Origin of the sequence: Lactobacillus sp. UMNPBX6 (assembly GCF_002553975.1) — a bacterium.
Taxonomy (GTDB): Bacteria; Bacillota; Bacilli; order Lactobacillales; family Lactobacillaceae; genus Lactobacillus; species Lactobacillus gallinarum.
In genome coordinates, this window is record NZ_PCZD01000008.1 from 22,143 (window position 1) to 40,343 (window position 18,201).

Genomic DNA, 18,201 nt, shown 5'->3' on the forward strand with positions numbered 1-18,201 from the left:
TACCTATCTTCAATAAATATGATTGAATGAGTTTATATTAATCACATTATACAATGATGCTAGGAAGTTGATAATTATGGCCTATATAGAATTAAAAAATAATACTAAAATTTATCAATCTGGGGATGCAACTATTTACGCCAATAAAGATATTACTTTTTCTATTAATAAGGGAGAATTAGTAGTTATCTTAGGCTCTTCAGGAGTAGGCAAATCCACACTGCTCAATATTCTAGGCGGAATGGAACCTAATACAAGCGGTGATGTGATCGTCGCAGGCAAAAACATTGCATCTTATAACGCCAAACAATTAACAACTTACCGCAGAAATTATGTGGGATTTGTCTTTCAATTCTATAATTTAATCCCTAATCTAACTGCAAAAGAAAACGTAGAACTGGCTGCGCAAATCGTGCCTGATGCAATGAATCCAGATGAGGCTTTAAGAGAAGTAGACTTATCTGATAGAGAGCAAAATTTTCCCGCTCAATTATCTGGTGGTGAACAACAACGTGTCGCTATTGCTCGTGCTATTGCGAAAAAGCCAGAGCTATTATTGTGTGATGAGCCAACAGGAGCACTCGATTACAAAACCGGTAAACAGATTTTAAAAATTCTACAAGACATGAGCCGAAAAAATGGCTCCACTGTGCTCATCGTTACCCATAACGCCGCTATTGCACCAATTGCGGATAAAGTAATTCGTATTCGTGACGGTAGCATTCAAAAGATTGAAACTAATGATCAGCCTGCGGATATCAGCAGCATTGAATGGTAGGTGTTGATAATGCACAAATCAATTTTATGGAAGGACGCTTTCCAAGCCATAACGCATTCGCTTGGTCGTTATATCGCAATTATCTTACTAATTGGTTTAGGTACTTTTGCCTTCGTAGGACTAAAAATAGCCGGCCCCGATATGCGTGCAACAGGTGCGGACTTTTTTACTAAGCACAATTTAGCCGATGTCACCGTTAGTTCCAACTACGGAATTAATTCAACTGATCGAGCAACCATTCAAAATCTCCCTGAAATTAAGCAGGCTACCTTTGGCTATCTGCAAGATGTAAAAGTCAAAAATAAGCAAGATGTCTTGCGGGTATTCTCTCAGTCAAATAATCTCTCAAGCTATGAATTAAGGGCCATTTCCCAGAAAACAATAAAGAAATTGCTCTTTCTTATTTGCTAAAAAATAAGTATCACATCGGAGAAAAAATCAGTTTCGTCAAACCAGGAATCCTAAAGAATAAAACATATAAAATTGTCGGCTTTGTTAAATCAAGCGAATTTTTGGATAAAACACAATTCGGTCAGACCAATATCGGCAATGGTCGACTAAGTGGATTCGCTGTAACAACGCATAATGCGTTCGCTTCACCTGTGTATCAAGTTTCACGTGTAACTTTTAAAAACACCGCTAATCTGAGCCCATTTAGTGTCACTTATCGCAATCGCGTTTACCATGATCAAAACAAATTGCAGAAGGCTTTAAACAAGAATAGACAAGACAAATACGATAAATACGTTCAGCTATATCAAAAACAATATCAAAAGAAGGCCGCTGAGCAATTAATCAAAAAAGGCATCCCTATTACGCCTGAGCAAATTGAGGTACCTAAAAATAAAATCCAAATCGATTATCCTAGCTATACCATTAACAGTCGTGAGGAAAGCCAAGGGTATTCATCCTATCGTGCTGATTCTGAGCGAGTCGAAGTTTTAGCCAACGTCTTCCCTGTCTTTTTGTTTGCCGTTGCTGCATTGGTCAGTTTGACTACCATGATGCGTTTCGTAGAAGAAGAACGTACTAATATTGGAACATTTAAGGCACTCGGTTATAGCAACGCTAGCATTGCGCTCAAGTTCTTGCTTTACAGCACTTCTGCGGCAATTTTAGGCGTGATCTTAGGTGCTAGCTTAGGTTATACTTTCTTGCCTAACATGATTATCAAGGCTTACCTAGCTAGTTCCACATTGGGAAGTGATTACCAGCTTAACTTTGCTTGGTGGCCATTGCTTATTTCGTTAATTATCGCACTACTTGCTACTACTGCTGTTTCTATGTTGACGCTTTATCAAACTCTAAAAGAAAAGCCAGCAGCATTGCTTTTACCTAAACCACCTAAAAATGGTTCTCGTATTTTACTGGAACACATCCCCTGGTTATGGAAACACATGAGTTTTTCTGCCAAAGTTACTGCACGAAACATCTTCCGCTACAAGAGTAGAATGTTAATGACCATTTTTGGCGTAGCAGGTTGTACAGGCTTGCTAGGTATGGGATTCGGCATTCGTGATTCTCTTCAGGGAATTGGCAATATTCAATATTCCGCTGTCCAAAAAAATGACATCATTGCTTTAAAGAGCAAACATGTTACTAAAAAAGAGCAGCATGAATTAGATAGCATTTTTAAAGAAAAAGATATTACACAAACAAATGCCGTGCAGTATCAGCAATTAACCAAGCATCTTAATCAAAGCGGTTCAACTGAAAACATCATGATGATTACACCAGAATCAGCCGCTAATTTTAGGAAATAAATCAATTTAAGAGAAAGGCAAAGTAAAAAGAAACTCACTTTGCCTGACGATGGCGTAATTATTTCTGAAAAATTAGCTACCTTGTTAAACGCCAGGAAAGGCTCAACTATTTCTCTAAAAAACAGCGCTTGAAAAACTTACCGCTTTAAAGTTAAAGGAATTTGTGAAATGTATTTGGGGCATTACGTCTTTATGAATCAAAAAGAATACGCCCGCGCTACTGGTCAAAAATACGCTGCGAATGCCTATCTCGTTACTATGAGAAGTCATGAACCGCAAGAAGTTAATCGTATTAGCAGGAAGTTAGTCAAAACGGCCGCAATTGAAACAGTGATTTCCAATTCTTCGAATAGAAAAATATTAGGCAGCTACACCGGTAGTCTGAACGAAGTTATCTTTATTTTGATTTCAGGGATGCTCGACATTGTCGTTATCTACAATTTGACCAACATCAACGTTGCAGAAAGAATTCGGGAGCTGGCTACTATCAAGGTGTTGGGATTTTATGACAATGAAGCTACCATGTATATCTATCGGGAGACTATTATTCTCTCTGCATTAGGAATTATTGTTGGCTTTGGTTTCGGTTGGTGGCTGCACCACTTTATTATCACCAGCTTGCCGCCAGATGCCGCAATGTTTGATCCAAATATGTATCCATTTAACTTTGTATTCTCCGCATTGATTCCAGCAATCATTACTGCTGCCTTAGCAGTTGTAGTTCACCACAAGATTAAAAAGATCAATATGCTAGATGCTTTGTCATCAATTGATTAGCAAGCATTATGCTATAATGCCTTTATAGAAAAGGGTGGGAACAATTATGCCAAGAAAACACTTTGAATTAAATAGCGATATTGCTAAATTAATCGACAAATATAACGAAATTAACGATACTGACTTTAATGACTTAGTTAATACAGCATTGAGATTCTATCTCGTTAACCAAATGAGCTATAAAGACGTTCAAGAGGCTTTGAAAGAAGCTGATGTTGAAACGTCAAGATACGTTGATGAAGCAATGCGTTCCAGCATGGGCGACATCAATCGTAACTATTAAAACTACTAAAAAAGGCGGCAGGAAAACCTGCTGCCTTTTTTAATGATAATGTTTATAACGGTAATAACGATAGCCGATTTTTTTACCAAAAATTTCTTGGGAAATACCCATTAAGTTCGAAATTAATACGTATAATCCTAAAAAGATTAAACCAAAAATTGCTAAATAAATAAAACTCCCCACTCGTCCTAAATGATTAAAGTGATTTCCTATCAGCAATTGATAAATAAACAAGATAACTATATAAATCTCATTAGTAACCACAATTGGCAATAAGCTAGTAAGACGAATGCCATAGGTCTTGTTAAGTTTATGATAGCTAAGCCAAATTACAATCAAAAATGAAATGTCCGTAGATAAAATTGCACCGTCCGCATTCATAAACATAGTCATTGGGACTTGCAAGATCACTTTAAACACAACGCCCCAAACCATGTAAATCACGGCTAGTTTATTCATATTCAAAGCAAGCAGTAGAGTCAACGAATTCATTACTAGTCCAGCTAACAAACTCTGGACAATATTTTCAACTAGATAATATGCGCCGAGACTATCATGAGAAAAAAGCACCGTATAAATTGGTGATGCCGCAAATGCACCTAATGCTACTACTGGTAATAATACAAATAAAAGTAAACGGTAGTTTTCTAACAATAATTTTTTAATGCTTTCTTGTCGATCCTTACTCTTAAACTTAAGTCCAGCTAATAATGGCAAACTTGTTTCAGATACAGCCGTCGCTAAAGAAATAATTACCGTAGTAATCTTGCTAGGATTAGCTGAAAAAATCGTATAAATATAGCTAACGTAAGTGCTGCTGAGATGATTAAAATTAATCAATACCTGCTTGAACAATAATTGATCTACTAATTGAGTAACGGTAATAAAAGAACCTAATAAAACAAAAGGTATAGAAGCATACCACAGATTAAGCAAGCTTCGTGTTACGTTGTTTAAAGCACGCTCTTCGCTATTTTCAAGAAGCTGCTTATAATGACCCCACCGCTTGCGTAAATACGCAAAGAGGTACAAATAACTAGCAATAGCGCCAACACAAGCACCGAAAACGCTAAAATAAACTGCGATTACGTAATTATGATGAAAAACCTCAATAACTAAAAGAGTTGCCAACAAAATAAAGAGAATCCGCGCAAATTGTTCCCATAATTGGGAAATTCCGTATGGCTTCATATCATTATTTCCTTGAAACCATCCTCTTACCATACTCATTGATGGCAAAATAATTACGGCTGGAACTAAAACACGAATTGAAATCGTTGCACTAGCTACAGAATCAACCGGACTGTTTTTAGCAATGATTGGTGCAGTTACATATAGCAAAATTCCGCAGGCTAACCCCATTACTAACATGATAATGAGTCCCAGCTTGGTAATATACAAACTATCTTTATATCTATTTTGCGAATTTAATTGTGATACTTCCCGGGCAATAACTGAAGGAAGCCCCGCGGTTCCGACAGATAAAAATAATGCATAAGGCGTGTACGAAGAATTAAACAGAGCTTGCGCATTCAATTGGTTGTGATAGCTCCCCAACATAATCAACCAAGGAATTAAATATACAACTCCTAGAATTCTCGATACGATACTACCAAACGATAGCCAAAACGAACCCGATAGGATCTTTTTATTCAACAGTAAAACCTCAAATCTACGTTATCTCATTGTGCCTCATTAATTATACGTGGATTTTTTCATTTTTGGGAACAAAGGGGCTTCTTTTTAGAGAAATTTAGTCGAGGAATAATACAAATTAGTTACATTAGTTACCATATTATTACCTATAGTTTAATTTATCGTTAGGAGGCTTGACCCGCCTCAGAATAATCATTATGATTGAAATGTTTCTATGTGAAAGTTACTGATTATTTATAATTCTATTAATAAAAAAATCATGGGGGATTTACGTTGTTTTTTAAGAAGAGATTTATTACTAAATTAGCATGCGTTGCTATTTTTTCAACTACAGGTATCGCTGCAGTAAAGGCTCAAGCTCCACAAACTGTGCAAGCTTCAACTACTTCCGTAGCTGCACGTTCACTTGGGATTGACGTTGCTAGTTACCAAAGTGCTGACTTGTCTGCTCACGCTAGATCTGGCGCTAAGTTTGCTGTAGTTAAGGTTAGTGAAGGTACAGGCTACAGAAACCCTAAGGCTAGTGGTCAAGTTGCTAGCGCACGTCGTCAAAACATGATGCCAATGGGCTACCACTTCGCTACTTTCAGTGCAAGCACTTCAGCTGCTAAGCGTGAAGCAAATTATGCTATTGCATCAGCCAAGGCTGTAGGTCTTAACCCAGGTTCATACCTTGCTTGTGATTATGAATCAGGCGATGGTAACAACATCAACATGGGTAAGAACCCTACTGCTAACGCAATTATTGCTTTCATGAAGAAAGTTAAGGATGCTGGTTACAAGCCACTTCTTTACGCTAGTTCATCTGTATTGAGAAACAACATTAACACTAACAAAGTAGTTAATGCATTTCCTAACAGTTTATGGGTTGCTTCATACGCTATTTCAGGTCGTATCGACAATCCTAACTTTAACTACTTCCCATCAATGAACGGTGTTTCAATTTGGCAATTTACTGATAACTGGCGTGGCCTTAACGTAGACGGTAACATCAACGTTTTGCCACTTTCATCATCAGGTAATGCAGTTTCTCAAGCTCCTAAGAAGAATACCGGTAAGGCTCGTGTATTGAAGCACAACGCTTATGTTTACGATAAGAACGGCAAGCGTAAGAAGCACAAGGCCTTGAAGAAGAACCATTCTGTTACTGTTCACGGTAAGAAGACTATTCATGGTAAAAAGTACTACAAGATTGGCAAAAACAAATACATCAAGGCTGCTAACCTTTACTAAAAAATAATTAGCTATCAAAAAATGCACCAGGTAAAAACTTACCTGATGCATTTTATTTTGCTTTTTTACTTTAAGAACTTATCGCCTGCAATGTGACGGTAAAAGTTTGCTTTAGCAGTTTGGTAATATGGAGTAACCCATAAATAGCCAATTCCGCAGGTTATAGCGGCCAAAATGTTCCAGCCTAGGAAACTTAAGTCAAAGATAAACAAATCCATCTTGTGGCTCTTCATGAGCTCCTTGCTGGCATTAATTCCGTCAGTTGCACCGACTTGCTTATCGCTGGCTACCATGTCCTTCACGATATACGGTGTCATGGAATAAGAATAAGCTTTGATAATACCTGGGATAATCAAAAGCCAAGTCCATAAGAATGTAAAAATAGAAACCAGCACGAAATTAATCAATTCTGGACCAAAGCGATTCTCAGTAAAGACCGAAAATGCGGCCATATATGGTTTTTCTTCTTTTTGATCGTCTCTTAATTCTAGAAATGCAATGTTTCTACTCAAACCAATGAAACTACCGATCCAAAGGAGAATTGATCCAATTGGACTAGCAAATTGGTAGAAAATATTGGTTCCGTCATAATTTATGTAAGTTTCATCTAACCAGTGACCAGCGCCAGTAAAAATGCCAACGATAATTGCGGTAATCAAGAAGACAATTATTGCCCAGCCCCAATTTCCACGTAAGGATTGCTTGGCATTGTCTTTTAATTCTTTTCTTGTAACAGCCATTTTCCCACTCTTTCTATATCAGTTACATAATTAGTGTCACCTAAGCGTAGATTATAGTCAATAAAAAATGGTATCAAAAAAGCCTAATTCCACCAACACGGAACTAGGCTCACACAGTGTTGACCGCCGTCTCTGACCACATATAGAAGATAACATTTTCGCTACCGGAGAAAATGACTACTACTAGCGGCGGTACATGAAAATTCTAGCATTCAAAAATATAAAAAACAAGCAAAATGACACGGATTGATACAGATTGTTATTTTGATAGTTATAATCCACAAATAATTGCGATAATGCCAAAGATAATTTGTAATACTGCTATTGCAAGATGACCTGCGTTTTTACCTTCTTTGAGGGGATGCTCAGCATTAATAGATTTGTGAATTTGCCAAGCGTTATAAATTCCGATAATTGTTACAAAAATTCCTGCAACAATTGCAGTCCACTTATAGATAGCACCATTATTGGCATTGCCAGCAGACCATAAGATGATTAGCCCAATGCCTATGATAATTAAAGCATAACCGATTCTTCTACTATTGCGTCCAACGTTGGCAGCATTATATCCTTTATTACCAGCAGTTTGCTTCATAACAGAATTACTAATTAAAATTTGAACAATACCCATTATTGCAATAAAAACAAATACACCATATGTAACTAAAGTTGCCATAATATTCGCGCTTTCCAATTAAATCGCTTTTATGATTCACTTAAATTATAGACCATAAGCTGTTTTTTATTCTATATATTTATAATTTAAAATAGTATTAGCTATATATTAAACAAATTCACTTACATACGCAAAAAAGACGAGGCTCAACGCCTCGTCCTTTCTCTTTAATTAAAGTGCAGCATTATCGACATAATGCGGTTTACTTTCTTTTTAATCTTACCAAATTCGCCATGAGCAGTGTGATTATCCTGAATAATAATCATGTCCTTAGCACCTTTGGTAGTACGCAAGAAGGTGTAATAACCTTCACCAGCACCATTAGCTGCCTTGTACTTCTTCAAGTTATAAAAACCACCATTGTAGTATGACGGTGCCTTACCCTTGAAAAGCACTTTTCTGCTTTCTTTAGTCAGTAATTTACCATGTAGGATATACTCAATCGTTTTTGCTAAATCAGCATTAGACATCACAATAGAGCCTGCACCTAATTCATTATGTGCATCCTTCACAGCCTGATCATGATCAACTCTCATGAATTGACCAGAACTTCTTTCGTAGCCTGGAACCCAGCCTGCAGATTTCAACTTAGTCATGCTTGACCATAAAAATTCGGTTTGCTTTAACTTAAGCGGCTTGATGTAAGTCTCACGGAATAGTTTTTCATAAGACTTATGTTCAAGCTTAGACAAGATACCACAAAGGTAAATGTAGTTTACAGCTGTATAATGCCACTTGCCTAACTTTCTACCGTCAAACACAGTGTATTTTGCATCGTGAGCAATATTGGCTTCATCTGAAATAAATTCCGGTGTCCCCAATTGTTGATCAGTTTCTAGATCTAATCCAGAAGTCATGGTTAACAAGTTGCTAATCTTGACATTATCTGCACCATCTACGTTAGGGTAAAACTTAGAAAGTGGATCATCTAAACTCAGCTTTCCCTTTTGTACCTCACGCATGACCATCGCAGCAGTCATTGATTTTTGCACTGAATTAATCAAATAACTAGTGTCAGTACTATTATTTGTAGCGTACTCAAGTAAAGGTTTTCTGTTGCTTGTTACCAAGACAGATCCTTTAATGCCTAAACGATCAATAGCCTGGCGCACTACTTTGCTTTTAAACTGTTCTTATTAGTCAAATCGACGCTCTTAACATCGTCTTTATTCTGCCACTTCTTAGAGTAGTAGTAGTTAGACATGTAGTAGTTGTAACGTCTATTTGGTAATTCCATGAATGGCTTAACAGCTTGATCAACTGCAACCCATCCTTTCCAACCTAAGTGAATAGTATCTTCCATGAAGTACTTTTCATTACCACGTTTTGAAAGATCTACTACATTTTCAAAACCTTGGTTAACAAGTTGGTGTTCAATCTTAGCAACAGATTCCTGGTACATTTTTTCTGATAAACCAGTGTACTTCATCCATTTTCCGTTAATTGGAGGAATAATGAACAATACATTAGTATGTTGCTTAGCAAATTGTTCCAGCATTAATTGGAAGTCACCATATTCAACTGAGTGAACATAGTCGAAATTACGTTGACTACCCTTCAAACGCTTCAATACCTTCTTAGGCAAACGAGTTCTATAGAAAGTATTGTCAATTCCTAAGTTATTTGAATTAGTATGCATTGCAGCTTGTTCTGCAGCGACCTTATTCAAAGCCTTAACAGAGTATGCACTTGGTAAAACTTTAGCTTTCTTTTGAATCTTATTTACACGATCGCGCAATTGGAATGCACTGAAGAAGTTATCTTCATTACTGAGCATTCTACGACGATTGTTTAAGTAAAACTTTTGGAAAGTGGTTAGTTTCTTACCTTCCGCAATTTGCTGAAGACTATTCTTAATTTCGCCCTTAACGTCTGGCATTTCAAGCAAACGCTTAGCAGCGTAACGATCAGTCTTATTATTCTTAGCACTTAACAAGAAATTACATGCTTGAAGTGGTGAATAATACAAAGCAAAGGCATTAGGATCTTGACCCTTTTTGGTAAACCATTGTGGTGAAATAATCACAACAGCCTTTTTATTCTTAAGTTGCTTAGCTGTGCCTTGCATCCCCAAAAACTGAGCCAAAGATTGACTACCTGGACCACCAAGCAAGAATGGACGGTAGTTTCGATGGTACTTTTCCGCAATTACACTAGGGTGCAATGGATCAAATCTTGATAATTCACTTGAACCATAGAAAGGTACATAGCCGTCATCAAAAGCTTCTTGCTTCATGGTGCTGCCCTTAAAGACAGTTGTATTTTGTGAAGCAGCAGCTTCATAGATTGTTTGCTTAGAAAAAGTTCTTTCCCAGGGAATAAGGAATACAACTAATAAAAGGATAAAAGCGCAAATAACTGGGCCAAAGATTTGCCACAGCCGGCGTTTATTACTCATTTTCTAAGCTTTCCACCTTTGCAACAATCTTGTTTGGAGTATCCCATTCAGCACGCTTGAATTCTGAAACGGGAACATCAATATCAAACTTTTCTTGTAAGCTCAAAAGCATTTGTACACTTGCCATTGAGTCCATCAAACCATTGTCAAAGATGTTTTCATCCATTTGATCTGATAAATCTTCACCAGTTAAATCGTTTAAAATGTCTAATACGCCTTGTTTAGTGTCCATAATTAATACCTCTATTCAACACAAATACTTAATTAATATCATTCCATATTATATAAGCTTATTTCCAACCGAACCATAGTTGACTAAGAAATCCTGAGAAAATCAAGAAACTGAAGCAAACTACGTTAAAGGTTAAGAAAATGGCGAACCATTCAGTAAACTTGTTAGATGGAATTTGCTTCTTATGCTTTCCCTTAAATCTAAGCCACATATCGTTGATACAAATAGCTGAAGCGTGGAAGATACCATAAACAATATAATACCACGTTAAGCCGTGCCAGAAACCCTGGATTAAGAACAACAGGAAGTAAGAAACTTGTGACAATCTAATTCGATTCTTAAACAATTTTTTCTTCATTGCAAAGAAAGAGAATCGCATATAGATGTAGTCACGGAACCAGAATGACAAAGTCATATGCCAACGATTCCAGAAATCTTTAATGTTCTTAGAAATAAATGGCTTATTGAAGTTCATTGGGGTATGAATACCCATGAAGTATGAAATTGATACGGCAAATAATGAATAACCTGCAAAGTCAAAGAACAAGTACATGCTGTAACAATACATGTAAGCAAGTACCCACCATGAAAGCTTCAAACCACCATTTGCATTGCCGACTGCTAATGCAGAGGCAGTGATCTTTGGTAACCAATAAGTACCAAAGAACCAACCAATAACAAACTTATATAAAAAGCCTTGGAATAAATATCTTACTGCATATTGCAAATCAGTAATATATGCATCCCTTGTAGGAACCTTTTCATAATCCTTCTTAAATCTACGGTAACGATCAATAGGACCTGATGAAATGGTTGGGAAGAAGAGCAAGAATCTTGCATAAGTTACAGGATCCACCTTCTTAATCGCACCATCACGCATTTCCATAATAACTTGAACGGTCTTAAAGGTTACATATGAAATACCTAAGAACCCAATTACAAAGCCGATGGAATTATCAGGAAAAGCAGTTAAATATTTAACTGCAGCTAATGGAATAATTGCCAGAATTACTGCTAAGCTAAATACCCAAGTCTTATTTTTACCGTGATGACGATAATACTGATAAGCAAAGGTCAAAATAAACTCATAAACCAGCCAGATTAATAAGTTAACCCCTTGTTGCCAGTGACTACCATCAAAAATCAAGAATAAGAAAACAATTGAGAAAATTGCTTCATATGTCTTGAAACGATGACCGAAGTATAACCCCAAAATGATTGGGATTAAAGCAATCATCAAATAAATGAAATATTGCGGATTTGAATAAGGTTGTAAGTTAATGAAATTAAAATTCACTACTTATTAACCTCCTTAATAACCGCTTTGATATCTACCTTACCATTTTGAGAAATTGGCAATTTATCTTGGTAAACAAAACGTTGTGGAATCATGTAAGGCATAACGTTCTTAGCTAAATCTTCACGAATTTCCTTAGTTAAAGCAGCTTCTGAGTGCTGACGCGCTACGCCCTCCTTTAATTCGATTTCTGCAACGATTTGCTTAACAGTGTGGTCCTTATTGTATTTAGGTGCCGCAACGCCATAACGAACGTATTTATTCTTAGTTAAGTAGAAGTTGATTTCTTCAAGTTCGATTCTGTAACCATTGAACTTAATTTGGAAGTCAATTCTACCGCGATAAAATAGCATGTCGCCGTCATCAAAGAATCCGGCATCCCCACTGCGGTAGCTAGCATACTTTTCGCCATCTTTATGGAAGAAAGCAGCTTCCGTTTTTTCTGGGTTATTCATGTAACCCTTAGAAACGCTAGGACCGTTAATGATAATTTCACCTTCGCCAGGTTTATCACCCTTTGAAGTATCAATTGTAATCTTAGTATCTTCCTTAACTTTACCAATTGGCAAACGGTCATACTTTTCAAGTACTTCGTCAGTAATTTCGACTTGAGTAACAGCAACTGTAGTTTCAGTTGGACCGTAAGTGTTGAAGATGTGACTTTCTGGGAATCTCTTCTTAAGCATGTCTGCTTCACTGTGTGGTAATTCTTCCCCACAGAATAAGAAGTGAGTCAAATCTGGGTGATGTTCACTATCAAAAGTCTTATCTAAGAAGCACATTTGTGCAAATGATGGTGTAGATACCCATACGTTGAATTGCATCTTTGGCAAAGTCTGGAATAATTTACCAAAGTTTTGAGTAACATCATGTGGAAGTACCACTAACTTACCAGCAGAAACAAGTGCTGGGTAAAGACTCATAACTGACAAGTCGAAAGAATATGGTGCTTGTGCCAAGAAGCTTGGATTTTCTGGCAAATTGAAGTCTGATAATTCCCAGTTTACGAAACTAAGCAAATTGTCATGACTAATTTGTACACCCTTAGGCTTACCAGTTGTACCTGAAGTAAAGATAATGTAGTAATTATCGTCGCCTTCGACAAAATCGTCTTCATTAACAGTAAAGTCGCCATCTTCAACTTCACTAGCCTTAAGCACTTGAACATCAGACAAATCAACATCTGGCAATGGATCAATTTCCAAAACCATTGGTGATTTTGAAACATCTTGGATCATGGTCAAACGTTCAGCGTTTGAGTAGCTAGCAATTGGAATATATGCGTGACCTGACTTAACACAGCCAAGGAAACTAGCAACCATTTCAAAAGTTTGACCACCCCAGATCATGATTGGAGCATGATCTGGAATATCCATCGCAGCAATCTTGTGTGCCCACGCATTGGAACGCTGCTTAAGTTCGCCATATGTATTGGTTTTACCAAGATAGTCGTAAACAACACGATCTGGTTCTTGTTCAGCTATCTCATCTATTCTCTTAATAACATCTTGAATCATGTAACAGCACCTACCTTAAAATTCGTTATAAATGAAATGAACTGAAGTAAGTCCACTATATTCATACAAATAAATAAGGGCCATCAGGATCCCAAAATAAACAATCGTTTTCAAGACAAACATACCGACGCGTTTGCCTCGAGAATCAATTTTCGATTTCTTATCCATTGTTTCTCCCTCAAGTAATATTTTTGTAACATTTTATTACTTTGTCTTATATTACTACAAATAGCAACAATCAGCGCATCATCGCTATATATTTTAACAAATTTAAACTTTTTCTTAAATTAAGGCTGCATAAAATATACGGAAAGCGTTTTATTATTGCATTTTTTTGCAATTGCGGTATGCGAAGTACAGCGGAATGGCTATAATTACCGCAACAAAAATTAAAGCAAAGATCAATAGTCGCATCATATTTTTAGGATCAGTCCAACGATCGCTTTTTGCCGTGGCCAAAATATACGCTGCAAACAATACGATAATGATTAATTCGCCTAAACAAAACCATGAGTGTAGATTTTGATACAAATACAGATACGTTGTTGCAGGCAGCAGGCAAAACCAGCCCGCAAAACGCAACCAAAAGATTTCCTTTTGACGGTAATTGAGATTCATCGCTTGTTTCCTTTCATCCTAATTGCCAAACAACGCATTAATATTGATGGATAAAATCCGATCCATTACTACAACATTCGGCTTAGCATATTGCTGCGACGCGGATTCAAATAGACAAAGTAGTTGCCCTTTATAAGCTGTAATCTGCTCCAAATATGGCGGCATTTCTAGTTCTAACTCCGCATTCTTTTCATCTAGTGCATTTAAGGCAGAAGTTGGGAAAACGTACAGCTTAGAACTACCGCTACCGTATGACTGACTCAAGAAGATCTTATTTTGATAAATTGCAATCCCTTGAATCTGCTTATCCATGCTAGTTTCGCCAGTTGGATCTGACCACTGCAGCGTACCCGTAACAGATTTCACTTCATTATTAGTAATCGAACCTTTGTTTTTGCCGCTACGAGCAATTCGATATGCCGCAACTTTGCCGCGTCCATACATATTGAAGAATCCAACAAATAATTGACTGTCATAATAGGTAACTGCAGATGCTTTTTCAACTGCTGGAATTGCAATCTGGTGATCATATTTAATTGGAATTCTGCTTCCTGGCTTATATTCTTTCATTTCTTTTAATGAAAATGCGGCTAAAGCTGAGGACTTACCTAATGAACCTGTAATCCAAATATTTTTAGCAACGGGATCATATGCAATACCGCCTAAATGCGGCCTACCTGGAACTTGAATTGTCTTAATATATTTACCCGTCTTTTTATCTAAAACATAGATAACGGAAGCATGAACATGATCCCCGTCATAGGCAGTAATTAAAATGTACTTGCTCGCTACCGCGATTCCTTGAGGCGTCATTGCAGTTGCTACATCGTATTTCTTAGTTTTAAAATTGTAGGCCTTAGTTGAAATCAGTCCTGGAATAATAAAATCTTTTCCGTCCCATGTCCTCGGCGGAACATAAGTAGATACTTTATTAATAAAAGGATAGTTTTCACGTAAAGCTTTTTGATAGTTTTTGAAATTATGCCAAGCTGCACTCGTATTTGTTCCATCATTAGCTTTTACTACTTTAGGACGCTCTCGCAGCATCTCTTGTTTCTGCAACCATTGATAGCCAAAATAGCCGCCTGTTCCGACACCTACTAAGATGAGAACAGTTATTATCAATTGCAAAACAAACTTTCCAAATTTTTTCACCGAACTGTTCCTTTCTTTACCTTTTTGACATGTCTAACATTATAGCCACATTCATTATACTTTTACTAATCTGCCACGAATTTTCATTAAAAATATAGATTTTTCGAAAATAAAGTTTATTTCGTCACACTTTTTTCACAATTTAAGGTTATACTATGTAATGTAGCAAGTAAGACTTCCACTTACTACTACAACTCAACTTTTTTGTTTTTCATTCATACTCCTCCAAGTAAATAATGAAAATAAAAAGAATTGACTTACTCCAATTAGTCAATTTCATATCTATCCCTTTCGGCTCACGTGCGTTGCGTGAGCTTTTCTTATGCCCAAAATCAATTTCTTAAATACTTCACAAGCAAATCTTTACCTTTTCATAAGAATTTGAACATTTTTAATTCACATTTAGCCTGTATTATAAAAAATGTAACAAGGCGGTAGAAACTTGTTACATACTCCCACTTTTTTATTTCATTCATTCTTACTCCTCCAAAGTAGATGAAACTAATAAGGTCCGCAAAATCTTGCGGGCCTTTTCCTTTTTTCCTGTATACTTAAGATAGAAAAGAGGCGCAAATATGTTTTCACCATCAATCAAACACTTAATTCAAGAAAAATCAGGTTCGTTTTTAATTCCAGCTAGCCGGATTGCCTTTGTTCAAGATGACAATCCTTTATATCATGCCTTTTTAATCCTTACTAAAGTTAAATATTCTAAAATTCCAGTTTTAGATAAAGATAAAAAAGTGGTTGGTCTGCTTAGTTTAGCTATGATTACAGACAAGATGCTAACGAATGAAGAAATTTCTACCGCACCTTTAGATCAATTAAAGGTTAAAGATGTCATGCAAACCAAGTTCGATAAAATAAATTTTGTCGAAACTACGCTAGAGGCGCAGCTTCATTTATTGATTAACAACGCCTTTTTACCGGTCGTCGATGACCGCGGCGTTTTCCAAGGATTACTTACTAGACGAGAGTGGATCAAAGCCTTTAACTATGTTACCCATACATATGATAAGCACTACAAATCAATCAAAATAAAATAACCCACGGGCAGTCTATTATGGACTGCCTTTTTTAATGAAGAAAAATAGAATTCTATTTACGTATTCTTATGGTAAAAGAATGTTAGAATGTTTTGAGTAGAGTGATATATTTACTTTTTTGGAGGCTATACATATGAAACGTCAATGGAAATTTATTGTCGTTTTAATTGCCGGGGTAATAAGTTTAATTTTTGAATTTGGTTTACATGCTTCTACTCTATTTGTAACGCCAATTCTTAAATTGCAAATGAATCCGCAAGCAATTATCATCGACATTTTGGGTATTTGGATTTCCGTTCTTTTGTTAATGGAAATATTCAATGACTGGAAATCCGGCCGTTACGGTGTCGATATTTTAGCCGTAATTGCGATTGTTTCTACTATTTTAATCAACAATTATTGGGCTGAATGGATGATCTTGGTAATGTCTACTGGTGGTGAAACTCTGGAGGACTACGCTACAGGTCAAGCCAGCAAGGAATTGCGTTCCCTTTTGAACAATACTCCTAGAATCGCCAACAAGTTAATCAACGGCAAGATTACCGAAGTCAATGTTGATGATTTGAAAATCGGTGACATTGTTTTAATTAAACCAGGTCAACAAGTTCCAGTTGATGGTGAAATTGTTAAAGGTGAATCAAACTTTGACCAATCATCATTGACCGGTGAATCTGTTCCTGTTGCTAAAAAGCCAGGCGATGACTTGATGTCTGGTTCCGTTAACGGTGATGCTGCCGTCCAGATGAAGGTTACTAAGGCTGCTAAGGACTCAGAATATCAGTCAATTGTCGCTTTGGTTAAGTCATCACAAGCTCAACCAGCTAAGTTCGTTAAGATGGCCGACCGTTACGCCGTTCCATTTACCATCATCTCATTGATTATTGGTGGTGTTGCATGGGCAGTGTCTGGGGATGCTACAAGATTTGCGGAAGTTATGGTTGTTGCTTCTCCATGTCCACTTTTGATCGCAGCTCCTGTTGCTTTAGTCAGTGGTATGAGTTCAATGTCAGCTCACCACATTATTGTTAAGTCAGGTCCAACTCTTGAAAAGTTAGCTCGTGCTAAGACTTTTGCCTTTGATAAGACTGGTACTTTAACTGAAAATCAATTGGTGGTTGACCAAATCATCCCTGAAGGCGATGCTCTTTCAAAAGAAGAATTACAAAGCTTAGCTGCTAGTGTTGAACAACAATCTAGCCACGTTATTGCCAGTTCTTTGGTTAAGGCTACTGACAGCAAGTTAATCAAGCCAGTTACCAACTTAAAGGAAACTACCGCTCAAGGTGTTGAAGGTGACGTCAATGGCAAGCATGTTAAGGTGGGTAAATTAAGTTTCGTAGATCCTAATCATGAAAAGATTGACATAACTTCAACTGCTGTCTTCGTTTCAGTCGATGGCAAGTTTGCCGGTTACATTACTATGATGGATGAAATTCGTCCAGAAACGGCTGATACAATTGCGAAGTTGAAGCGCCAAGGTGCAGAAGACATCATGATGCTTACTGGTGACCACAAGCAAGTTGCTGAAAAGGTTGGTAAAAAAGCTGGCATTACTGATATTCGTGCCGATCTTTTACCAGCTGAAAAGATTAAGGCTATCAAGGAAGTACCAAAAGACTTGCGTCCTGTCGTTATGACTGGTGACGGTGTTAACGATGCTCCAAGTTTAACTGCCGCTGATGTCGGTATCGCTATGGGTGCTAAAGGCGCAACAGCTGCCAGTGAAAGTGCCGATGCCGTTATCATGGTTAACGATTTATCTAAGGTTAATGATGCGGTTGCTATTTCTAAACATACAATGAAGGTTGCCAACATCGATGTTTTAACTGCTATTGGTGTGGTTATCATCATCGAATTGATCGCCTTCACCGGTGTCATTCCTGCCTTTTGGGGTGCTATCTTACAGGAAGTTGTCGACATGATCACTATCAGTTTGGGACTTCTTGCTAAGACTAAGCCAAGCAATAAGCAATTTGGTTTGGAAGAGTAAGTAAAAATTAGATATTAACAAAATAAAAAGCTCTAGAGTCGA

At 37.0% G+C, this 18,201-nt stretch carries 16 protein-coding genes and 1 pseudogene; 6 read left to right on the forward strand and 11 right to left on the reverse strand.

From position 1 onward, the window contains the following. The first annotated feature begins 76 nt into the window (after positions 1–76). From CP357_RS02500 to CP357_RS02510, 3 genes and pseudogenes are all read left to right on the forward strand, one after another. Complete coding sequence (locus CP357_RS02500; RefSeq protein WP_087176260.1) at positions 77–778, forward strand: ABC transporter ATP-binding protein; 702 nt, start codon at positions 77–79, stop codon at positions 776–778. 9 nt (positions 779–787) lie between these two features. Further along, a pseudogene (locus CP357_RS02505) lies at positions 788–3,318 on the forward strand (FtsX-like permease family protein). 46 nt (positions 3,319–3,364) lie between these two features. After that, positions 3,365–3,601, forward strand: coding sequence for a hypothetical protein (locus CP357_RS02510; RefSeq protein ID WP_025005976.1), 237 nt, complete (start codon positions 3,365–3,367; stop codon positions 3,599–3,601). 39 nt (positions 3,602–3,640) lie between these two features. Here the strand turns inward: CP357_RS02510 and CP357_RS02515 are convergent, their stop codons facing one another. Beyond that, positions 3,641–5,257, reverse strand: coding sequence for a polysaccharide biosynthesis protein (locus CP357_RS02515; protein WP_087176261.1), 1,617 nt, complete (start codon positions 5,255–5,257; stop codon positions 3,641–3,643). Positions 5,258–5,530: 273 nt separating this feature from the next. Here CP357_RS02515 and CP357_RS02520 point away from each other — a divergent pair, with 273 nt between their 5' ends. Continuing rightward, positions 5,531–6,490 (forward strand): GH25 family lysozyme, encoded by a 960-nt coding sequence (locus CP357_RS02520; protein ID WP_098036463.1) that lies wholly within the window; start codon positions 5,531–5,533, stop codon positions 6,488–6,490. Between the two features lie 65 nt (positions 6,491–6,555). On the opposite strand, the gene CP357_RS02525 is transcribed toward CP357_RS02520, so the two are convergent. The 10 genes from CP357_RS02525 to CP357_RS02570 form a co-directional block, all read right to left on the reverse strand. After that, positions 6,556–7,230, reverse strand: a complete 675-nt coding sequence (locus CP357_RS02525) for a DUF975 family protein (protein WP_098036464.1) — start codon at positions 7,228–7,230, stop codon at positions 6,556–6,558. Between the two features lie 271 nt (positions 7,231–7,501). Next, entirely contained in the window at positions 7,502–7,906 is a 405-nt protein-coding gene (locus CP357_RS02530) for a hypothetical protein (RefSeq protein ID WP_025005980.1), read from the reverse strand. Positions 7,907–8,073: 167 nt separating this feature from the next. Further along, the gene (locus CP357_RS02535) at positions 8,074–9,018 is read right to left on the reverse strand and encodes a serine hydrolase (RefSeq protein ID WP_087176265.1); all 945 of its coding nucleotides are present in this window, start codon (positions 9,016–9,018) and stop codon (positions 8,074–8,076) included. After that, a complete protein-coding gene (dltD, locus tag CP357_RS02540) occupies positions 9,018–10,304 on the reverse strand; it encodes a D-alanyl-lipoteichoic acid biosynthesis protein DltD (RefSeq protein ID WP_025005982.1) in 1,287 nt (428 codons plus the stop codon). The genes CP357_RS02535 and dltD overlap by 1 nt, the downstream gene beginning before the upstream one ends. Continuing rightward, a complete protein-coding gene (gene dltC / locus CP357_RS02545; RefSeq protein WP_013438765.1) occupies positions 10,297–10,536 on the reverse strand; it encodes a D-alanine--poly(phosphoribitol) ligase subunit DltC in 240 nt (79 codons plus the stop codon). Before dltC ends, dltD begins: the two co-directional genes overlap by 8 nt. Before the next feature lie 58 nt (positions 10,537–10,594). Then, entirely contained in the window at positions 10,595–11,833 is a 1,239-nt protein-coding gene (gene dltB / locus CP357_RS02550) for a D-alanyl-lipoteichoic acid biosynthesis protein DltB (protein ID WP_098036465.1), read from the reverse strand. Then, entirely contained in the window at positions 11,833–13,350 is a 1,518-nt protein-coding gene (gene dltA / locus CP357_RS02555) for a D-alanine--poly(phosphoribitol) ligase subunit DltA (protein ID WP_098036466.1), read from the reverse strand. Before dltA ends, dltB begins: the two co-directional genes overlap by 1 nt. 15 nt (positions 13,351–13,365) lie before the next feature. Further along, complete coding sequence (locus tag CP357_RS02560; protein ID WP_025005985.1) at positions 13,366–13,518, reverse strand: teichoic acid D-Ala incorporation-associated protein DltX; 153 nt, start codon at positions 13,516–13,518, stop codon at positions 13,366–13,368. Between the two features lie 153 nt (positions 13,519–13,671). Next, a complete protein-coding gene (locus CP357_RS02565; RefSeq protein ID WP_087236089.1) occupies positions 13,672–13,968 on the reverse strand; it encodes a hypothetical protein in 297 nt (98 codons plus the stop codon). A gap of 18 nt (positions 13,969–13,986) precedes the next feature. Continuing rightward, positions 13,987–15,123: a YncE family protein gene (locus tag CP357_RS02570; protein WP_087176270.1), complete on the reverse strand. Its 1,137-nt coding sequence runs from the start codon at positions 15,121–15,123 to the stop codon at positions 13,987–13,989. Positions 15,124–15,698: 575 nt separating this feature from the next. Between CP357_RS02570 and cbpB the strand changes: the two genes are divergently transcribed. Together cbpB and CP357_RS02585 are read left to right on the forward strand one after the other, a co-directional pair. After that, positions 15,699–16,169, forward strand: a complete 471-nt coding sequence (gene cbpB / locus CP357_RS02580) for a cyclic-di-AMP-binding protein CbpB (protein ID WP_025005988.1) — start codon at positions 15,699–15,701, stop codon at positions 16,167–16,169. Positions 16,170–16,302: 133 nt separating this feature from the next. After that, positions 16,303–18,159 (forward strand): heavy metal translocating P-type ATPase, encoded by a 1,857-nt coding sequence (locus CP357_RS02585; RefSeq protein ID WP_098036467.1) that lies wholly within the window; start codon positions 16,303–16,305, stop codon positions 18,157–18,159. Positions 18,160–18,201: the final 42 nt, after the last annotated feature.